2 tRNA genes are annotated in these 322 nt (G+C 41.3%); both read right to left on the bottom strand.

Features of this window, described 5'->3' with window-relative positions:
* Positions 1 to 24: 24 nt before the first annotated feature.
* Positions 25 to 100, bottom strand: a tRNA-Val gene (locus tag CWB76_RS19090).
* A gap of 49 nt (positions 101 to 149) precedes the next feature.
* Positions 150 to 225, bottom strand: a tRNA-Val gene (locus CWB76_RS19085).
* Between the last annotated feature and the right edge of the window lie 97 nt (positions 226 to 322).

The following is a 322-nucleotide window of genomic DNA, read 5'->3' as shown; positions in this document are numbered from 1 at the left end:
TTGTAATATGCACCATTCAAAGAATGGTGGGTCGTACTGGACTTGAACCAGTGACCCTCGCCTTGTAAGGGCGATGCTCTCCCAACTGAGCTAACGACCCATATTACAAATTTACACATGACTATTAACATAATAATAGATTTTATATGTGGTGGGTGATACTGGACTTGAACCAGTGACCCTCGCCTTGTAAGGGCGATGCTCTCCCAACTGAGCTAATCACCCACATATAAATTAAAACGCTACTATTAAAATAAACAGTACCGGACTTTAACCAGTGAACTTCTCCGTTACTTGTAAATAGCTGTGAGGCTTTGATTTG

Origin of the sequence: Pseudoalteromonas sp. S1609 (genome assembly GCF_005887255.1) — a bacterium.
Lineage (GTDB): Bacteria > Pseudomonadota > Gammaproteobacteria > Enterobacterales > Alteromonadaceae > Pseudoalteromonas.
The sequence above is the reverse complement of the archived record's forward strand: the minus strand, read 5'-3'. Positions and strand labels throughout refer to the sequence as shown.